The following is an 8,110-nucleotide window of genomic DNA, read 5'->3' as shown; positions in this document are numbered from 1 at the left end:
GCCATTATCCAATGGCATTTAATTTGCTGCCGCAGATTGATGTGTTTGAAGATGATGGTTACACGCATGAAGAGTGGAAAATGATTCATGAAACTAAAAAGATTTTGCTTAATGATCAAAATGCGGGTGAAATTAAAGTAACCGCAACTTGTGTGAGAGTTCCAATTGAAATTGGTCACGGTGAAACAGTTTATTTTGTTGTAAAGGATTCGTCGGCAACTACTGCTGAAATACAAGAAGAGATTGCTAAAACATCCGGTTTAGTTTTGCAAGATGATCCTAGCAAACAAGTTTACCCGCAGCCACTTTTAGCAGCTGGTAAACGGGAAACCTTTGTTGGACGCATTCGCCAAGATCAAGAAAATGATGGTGCCTTTCAGATGTGGGTTGTTGCTGACAGCCTATTGCGTGGTGCAGCTAGCAATACAGTCGAAATTGCAGAGTGTCTTGTACGCGATGACCTAGTACATCAAACAAATTAAACATTTATCAAAAAGCCACAGAAAAACCTGTGGCTTTTTATTGTTCGTTTTTTATGGTTATACATATATATTTTTATTTTATATAAAAACTTGCCGAAATAAAAGACAAACTTTTAAAAGCTATATAAATAAATATATTCGGATTTTGCCTTGACAGATTGTTAAAAAATAGATAATCTAGAATCAATCGGAGGTAATATATGAATCGGAAAACCGCAGTTTGGTTACTAATACCTGCATTCTTTGGCGTCTTGGTTTTTACCTTTTTTCCATTAATTGAAATCGCAATTCCAACGTTCCAGAGTAAAGCAGGTTTTTTTGCGCTTTATACACAGTTTCTAAAAAGCTCTTATAACTGGACAGTAATTGGAAGAACATTTTTGATAGCAGTTTTAACAGTGATTATTGTTTTGATTCTTGGATTACCTATCTCGTTATGGATTGGAAGACAAAAAAAGACCGTTAGACAGGTGCTGAACTTACTAATTCTTTTTCCAATGTTAACTAACGCTGTTGTTAGAAACTTTGCTTGGATTATTATCTTGGGTCGTGATGGCATAATTAACAAATTATTGCTCTCACTGCACTTAATAAAAGCACCGCTAAACATTCTATATACCAATACGTCGATTATTATTGGCTCGGTTTATCTGTTTTTGCCAATCATGATTAATACTTTGATTGGTAGTGTTGCAGAATTAAACATCGAAATTGAAGAGGCTGCTGCTGTTTTGGGCTCTAGCCCATGGCACACTTTATTCAAGGTTATTATTCCTCAACTTGCTACAAGCATTTTAACGGGATGTATCCTGGTTTTTGCCGGCACAATGACAGCATATACTACACCACAAATCCTTGGTGGTAATCGTCATTTGGTGATGGCTACTTTAATTTATCAACAGGCCATGACATTAGGAAATTGGCAAAATGCCAGTGTAATTGCCTTGATCTTAATCGTTATCTCAGCTCTTTCGATGTGGCTTATGAAGCGATTAAGCTATCGCCTAGACCGGAGGATGACTAATGCTTAATCGTAAAAATAAAGCGTTAACCATTATTTCACTTATTATTCTGGCGCTGATTATGTTGCCACTGATTCTGGTGGTTATAACTTCATTTAATAATCAAAGCTCGATTTCCTTACCAATCACAGGTTTTACCCTTTCGTGGTATAGCAATATTTTTCAGCAACCTGACTTTATTACCGGCTTTGAGTCAAGCCTATTGGTGGCACTAATTGCCAGCTTTTTAGCCTTAATTATCGGTGTTCCTGCTGTATATGCTTTAACACGCTATAATCTGCATCATGCAGCTTGGTTTCAATCATTTTTTCTAAGTCCGACTTTAATTCCTGAAATTGTAATTGGATTTGCGCTGTATCAAACGGCTGTTATTACCTTTAAACTGCCAGTTTTTATCAGCTTAATTATTGGTCACTTTCTCTTGTGCTTACCGTATGTCATTCGGTTAATCACAGCCAGTATGTTGATGATGGACAGTCATATTGAGGAAGCAAGTTGGGTCTGCGGCTGTTCACCTAAAAAAGCATTCTTTTTGATTGTTTTACCTAATATTAAGTCCAGTATCATTGCGGCCTTTATGATGTGCTTCATCAATTCGTTCAATAATATTCCAATTTCATTATTCATGAACGGACCATCGCTTACGATGCTGCCACCAGCAATTCTAAACTATTTGCAAAACAATTATGATCCAACTGTTTCTGCAATTTCAGTTGTTTTAATGGTCTTTACAGCGCTAATGATGTTCTTAGTTGAAAAAGTAATTGGCATTAGCAATATTACTAAATAGGGGTTTTGAGTGTGGCAAATTTAGAAGTAAAAAATTTAGCAAAATCATATGATGGTAAAACTAAAGTTTTGCAGGATATATCTTTTACAATTGAAAATGGTGAATTAGTTTCAATTCTAGGACCTTCGGGTTGTGGAAAAACTACAACTTTAAGAATAATTGCGGGCCTAATTCAAGAAACTGCAGGACAAATTTTAGTTAATGGTAAAGACATTACCAAAACACCGGTGTATAAACGCAACTTTGGGATGGTGTTCCAAAGTTATGCCCTATTTCCACATTTAAATGTTTTCGATAATGTGGCGTTTGGCTTAAAAATGCACAAATTACCAAAGCAGGAAATTAATGAAAAAGTGAGTGGAATACTTGAAATGACGGGTTTAAGCGACCTAGCAAGTCAATTTCCAGCACAACTTTCTGGAGGACAGCAACAACGAGTTTCCTTGGCAAGGGCGCTAGTTACTAATCCAGAGATGCTATTGATGGATGAGCCATTAAGTAACCTTGATGCTAAATTACGTTTAAAAATGCGCGAAGAGATTCGTAAATTACAGCAAGAAATGAAAATGACAGTTCTTTTTGTTACACACGATCAACAAGAATGTTTTGCAATTTCTGACAAAGTTTTAATTATGAATCAAGGACGGATTGAACAATTTGATCGNTTACGTTTAAAAATGCGCGAAGAGATTCGTAAATTACAGCAAGAAATGAAAATGACAGTTCTTTTTGTTACACACGATCAACAAGAATGTTTTGCAATTTCTGACAAAGTTTTAATTATGAATCAAGGACGGATTGAACAATTTGATCGTCCCGAAAATATTTTTCATCATCCGCGTACTGAGTATGTGGCTCGGTTTATTGGTTACGACAACTTTATTCCAGTTAATGCAGACAACCGTGAGGATAGTTATCATATTGCAGTCAAGGGCACGAGATTAACAACTGAAGAAAATAATGAGAATGCAAAAGTTCTTACCATTCGCCCCGAAAACATTCAATTGAATGCAGATAGTACTGAAAACACTTTGACTGGTACGATTACTGGTCGTGAATATTTGGGACAAAGTTTTAAATACACTATTCATTCAGAATTGGGTGACTTCCAAGTTGAGGAAGCAAGACAGAAGATGCGAAGTTCAGGGGATGAGGTCAAACTCACACTCCCAGCTAAACATCTTCATCCATTGTCAGAGTAAATATTCAGGAAGGTTTTTTATTATTATGAAATTCAAAAAAGCTTGCTTGGCAGCTGCCAGCTTTATCGTTGCCGGAACTGCTATTGCAACCACGGCTTGTTCATCTAGTACAAATAGTGGTAAATTGGTTGTATCAACCTTTGGTTTATCAACGAAGCAAATGCGTTCAGATGTTCTTGATCCTTATGCTAAGAAAAATAATGTGAAAGTTTCTACGCAATTTGGTGATAGTTCAACTCGTTTAACGCAGATAGAACACAACCCTAATTCAACAGTTGATGTGATTGAGTTAGCACAAAATAATGCGATTACAGGTTCTAAAAAGAAACTGTTTAAAAAGTTAGATTTTTCAAAAATTAAGAACTTTAAGTATTTATCGAGCGATCAACAAAAGCTAGCTAAACAAACTAATACTGTGCCATACACTGTTAATAGTTTAGGGATCATTTACAATCCAAAGAAAGTTCAAATCAAAGATTGGAATGACTTATGGTCAAAGAAACTAAAGGGTAAGATTGCCGTACCAGATTTTGCAACAACTTTTGGTCCTGCAATGCTCTATGTTGCAGGTGACCATGCTAATGTTGATGTGACTAAGGATGATGGTAAGGCAGCGTTTCAGGCAATGAAACAGTTGAAGCCAAATGTTGTAAAAACTTATGCACAAAGTTCAGATTTGAGTAACATGTTTAAGACTGGCGAAATTACTGTTGCAGTTGTTGGTGACTATGCTGTTGGAATGTTGAAAGCGACAAATCCAAGTTTGAAGTACATGGTGCCAGCTTCAGGTACTTATGCAAACTATGACAATATTGCGATTTTAAAGAATAGCAAAAATGCGGACGCTGCTTACAAGTACATTGATTTTAGACTAAGCAAAGAAAACCAGAAAAAAGTTGCTGGTGCTAAGTCACTTAATAATGCACCGGTTAACTCACAAGTTGAATTGTCACCTGCAGAGGCAACAAATAAGACTTACGGTGACATTGCTAAAAGAGCAAAGACAATTGATTTCTTCTATGTGAATAGTCACATGTCTTCGTGGATAAGTCAGTGGAACAAGATAATGAATCAGTAATAAGGAAAAATAAAAGAGTTGGCTAAAACCAGCTCTTTATTTATGGGAGGCAAAATGACACAAGTTGATCTGTTGATTAAAAACGGCCATATTTTTAATGTATTTCTGCGTAAATTTGTTGACACACAAGTAACAGTCAAAGACGGAAAATTCTATTGGATTAATACAGATTTGCCAGGAATTGAAGCAAAGAAAACACTTGATTTAAAAGGTAAGTACTTAATTCCGGGATTTGTTGATGCCCACATGCACATTGACTCTTCAATGACTACGCCAGCAATTATGGGTCAAACGATTTTAAAATACGGTACAACGACAATTGTGGCGGATGACCATGAAATAACCAATGTTGCTGGTATTAAGGGACTCAAAAACTTTATTGATGAACCAGCACCAATTGATATTTTCTTTGGTATTCCTTCGTCTGTTCCTTCGACTAATCCAGATATGGAAACAACTGGTGGCCAGATAGGTGTCAAAGAGGTTCAGGAGCTACTTAAAGATCCCCGGTTTATTTGCTTGGGTGAGGTGATGAACTTTAAAGGAATGACATCACCACGTGAAACATTAATCAAAGATATTATCAAAACTTGCCGTCAAGAAAAGCCTACATTACCATTAGAGGGACATGTTCCAGCATATGCTGGTGAAGATTTGGCTAAAGTTTTGTATGCAGGTATCACTACTGATCACACTCAACAAACGGCAGATTTAGTTAATGAAAAAGTTCGTAACGGGATGTTTGTTGAAGTACAGCTGAAGTCAATGCACCAAGAAGTAATTGACACAATTATTGAGCATAAGTATTTTGAGCACGTGGCCCTTGTGACAGATGACTCAATGCCAGACACTTTACTGCACAGTCATTTGAACCATTTGGTTAAAAAAGCAATCGAAATGGGGATGACACCAGAAGAAGCAATTTATATTTCAACATACACACCAGCTCGTCATATGGGATTATGGGATCGCGGTGCAATTGCCCCTGGTAGAGTAGCCGACTTTGTTATTTTGGATAATCCGAAGACTTTGTCAATTGAAGCAGTTTACAAAAACGGGATAAATGCTGAAGATATTGAAACAAAAACTGATTACCAGTTTTTACCGGCGTTACGTCATTCAATCAATGCTCCTAAATTAACCAGTGAAGACTTTGTGCTCAAAACAGACTTGGTAAGTAATGGCGACGTATTGGCTAATGTCATTCAAATTAACCCAGTTGGTACTTTCACAAATCATATTCAAGTTAAGTTAGAAGTAGAAAATAATATTGTTCAATGGCAAAAAGCAGGCCTAGCTATGATTCTTGTACAAGACCGTTATAACGGTGAAGAAGGTCGCTATAGTGTTGGCCTGGTTGATCGCGGCATCCTCAAGGACGGTGCAGTAGGCGCCACCTGGGCACATGATCATCATAACTTGATGGTAATGGGAACCAACACAAAGGCAATGCTTAAAATTCAACATCAATTAATTGAGCAGCAGGGTGGTTATATTGCTGCTAAAGGTGAAGAAATAGTTGCTAATGCTGAGCTACCAATTGGTGGAGTTGCTAGTGACCAACCAATGCAAGTGCTCGGTAGTGAAATAGGTAAAATCCGCAAGACAATGCAAGAACTAGGATATAAAAATACTAACGAAATTATGTCCTTCTCAACACTGTCTCTGCTTGTTTCACCAAGCTTCAAAATTTCAGATAAGGGTTTATTTGATGTCAAAAGTCAGCAAAAGTGTCCTTTACTTGAAGAAATTAAATAAGCGTAGTTACTTAGAATTCTAATTTGAGTGATTATAATTTACAAAAGTTAAAGTGCTCCATGATAGTTAGACACACAAGCTAATTATTATGAAGCACTTTTTTAATGATTATAAATTCTAGCTATAGCAATAGTAGCTTAAAGAACTAAGCCAAAGGTATTAATCAATCCACTTTTTCTTTTCTTCTAGTTCCGCATTTTTCAAAGCTGTAAAAATTTTTTGAAAATAGGGCTTTTGCTCGTAGCCCTTTCGATAAGCAATGCCATTTTCAAACGATAACTTATAATTTAACAAAATAAAATCAAGTTTTTCATTAACTTTATCGTAAAGAATACTTGGAACAATCCCTAAGCAACGATTACTGGCACAAAAAATTTCGAGTACCACTTCATCACTAATACTCTTGAAATTGAATTCCGGATATTTTAATGATAGTTCAAATTTAAAATGATTAATGAGAGGCAAAGGTGGAACTGAATTCCAGATGTAAACATCTTGCTTAAATAAGTCTTTGATACCTATGTTTTTTTTCTTACTTAAAGGATTTTTCTTTGAGGCAATAACAGAAAGGCCAGACGAAAAAACAGGTTTAAAAGTAATTTCTTTTTTATCAATAAAAAAGTCGTTTTGATATAGGACAAAATCATATTTACCCTGAATTAATGAGGTTGATATGCCGTTACCATCATTAGGATCAAAAATTTCAAGATTAATTCGTGGTTGCAAACTATTATCTAGATCTTGAATAAATTTTGAAAGAAATTCTATTTCAAACAGTGATCCAGTAAAGGCTATAGTAATAGGTTCAAGTGCTTTTAAATTGCTATTTTTAATATCCGTAACAGTATCATCAATGTCTTTATATATTCTTTTGGCTTTAACGTAAAAAAATTCTCCACTAGTTGTTAGCTCTATTCCACGTCGACCAGGCTTGATTAATTTTGTACCCAAAAAGGTTTCTAACTTATGTATATTTTTAGAAACTGTTGATGGAGAAACAAATAGTTGATTAGCAGTTTGTGTAATATTTCGAGTTCGGACTAATGATAAAAAGTATTTGATTTGATTAGTATTCATAATTTACCTGAAGATAATTAGCAGCTTTTCCAAAATGGAAAAGCTGCTTTCTGTAATGTCTGATGAAAGTGCTTAACTCAATGCTAACATAAATGTGATAAAAGTAATTAACAAAGGAGAAAGGATAAATGAGTAATAAACAGAAAATATATCCATGGCTAATGATAGTCACTACAGGACTACTTTGTGGTATCGTGGCGGGTGTCTTTACACAAGTTATGGGCCTATTTTTAACACCACTAGCTAACTCAATTGGCGGTGGAAAATTGGGCTCAGTTTCTTACTATTATACCGTATTAATTTTGGCAACAGCCGTTGGTACAACGCTAGTTGGTAAGTTTATTCACAAAGTTAATGTTTCAATGATTCTTTTAGGATCCATTGTAGTTGCAGCAGTTTCAACATGGCTATTTTCAATGGCTAATAGTGTTATTGCATTTTATATTTTAGCTGCGATTGTTGGTATTTGCTGTGGTTTCAGTGGTTATGTTGTCCAAGGTGTAGTAATAAATAATTGGTTTGTTAAAAGAAAAAACTTTGCTTTTACAGCAGGTGCTTTCTTTAACACAATTTTTTTAGCAGTTATTACTCCAGTTGCTTCACAAATAATTCAAAGTAACGGTTGGCGGAGAGCTTTCATCATTTTGGCAATCATAATGCTAGTTATCGGAATACCATGTTCTTTGTTTACTAAAGTTGAG

The 8,110-nt window shown here is 35.5% G+C and carries 8 protein-coding genes; 7 read left to right on the top strand and 1 reads right to left on the bottom strand.

The features are described from left to right. From CRG87_RS07285 to CRG87_RS07260, 6 genes are all read left to right on the top strand, one after another. Positions 1-482: Asd/ArgC dimerization domain-containing protein (locus CRG87_RS07285; RefSeq protein ID WP_265734332.1), on the top strand; the 482-nt coding region annotated here is incomplete at its 5' end. Positions 483-682: 200 nt separating this feature from the next. Next, the gene (locus tag CRG87_RS07280) at positions 683-1,513 is read left to right on the top strand and encodes an ABC transporter permease (RefSeq protein ID WP_074426219.1); all 831 of its coding nucleotides are present in this window, start codon (positions 683-685) and stop codon (positions 1,511-1,513) included. Then, positions 1,506-2,294 (top strand): ABC transporter permease, encoded by a 789-nt coding sequence (locus tag CRG87_RS07275; protein ID WP_074426220.1) that lies wholly within the window; start codon positions 1,506-1,508, stop codon positions 2,292-2,294. Before CRG87_RS07280 ends, CRG87_RS07275 begins: the two co-directional genes overlap by 8 nt. Before the next feature lie 11 nt (positions 2,295-2,305). After that, a complete protein-coding gene (locus CRG87_RS07270; protein ID WP_101138720.1) occupies positions 2,306-3,496 on the top strand; it encodes an ABC transporter ATP-binding protein in 1,191 nt (396 codons plus the stop codon). Between the two features lie 25 nt (positions 3,497-3,521). Further along, the gene (locus CRG87_RS07265; protein ID WP_074426222.1) at positions 3,522-4,574 is read left to right on the top strand and encodes an ABC transporter substrate-binding protein; all 1,053 of its coding nucleotides are present in this window, start codon (positions 3,522-3,524) and stop codon (positions 4,572-4,574) included. 54 nt (positions 4,575-4,628) lie between these two features. Continuing rightward, positions 4,629-6,332: an adenine deaminase C-terminal domain-containing protein gene (locus tag CRG87_RS07260; protein WP_074426223.1), complete on the top strand. Its 1,704-nt coding sequence runs from the start codon at positions 4,629-4,631 to the stop codon at positions 6,330-6,332. A 159-nt stretch (positions 6,333-6,491) separates the two neighbouring features. Here the strand turns inward: CRG87_RS07260 and CRG87_RS07255 are convergent, their stop codons facing one another. Further along, a complete protein-coding gene (locus CRG87_RS07255) occupies positions 6,492-7,409 on the bottom strand; it encodes a LysR family transcriptional regulator (protein ID WP_074426224.1) in 918 nt (305 codons plus the stop codon). A 128-nt stretch (positions 7,410-7,537) separates the two neighbouring features. Between CRG87_RS07255 and CRG87_RS07250 the strand changes: the two genes are divergently transcribed. Continuing rightward, a partial coding sequence (locus CRG87_RS07250; protein ID WP_133125495.1) for an MFS transporter occupies positions 7,538-8,110 on the top strand: 573 nt, incomplete at its 3' end.

It is taken from the genome of Lactobacillus apis (assembly GCF_002837055.1).
In the GTDB taxonomy this organism is placed as follows: domain Bacteria; phylum Bacillota; class Bacilli; order Lactobacillales; family Lactobacillaceae; genus Lactobacillus; species Lactobacillus apis.
Note: the sequence above shows the minus strand (reverse complement) of the source record. Positions and strands in the feature narration are given on the sequence as shown.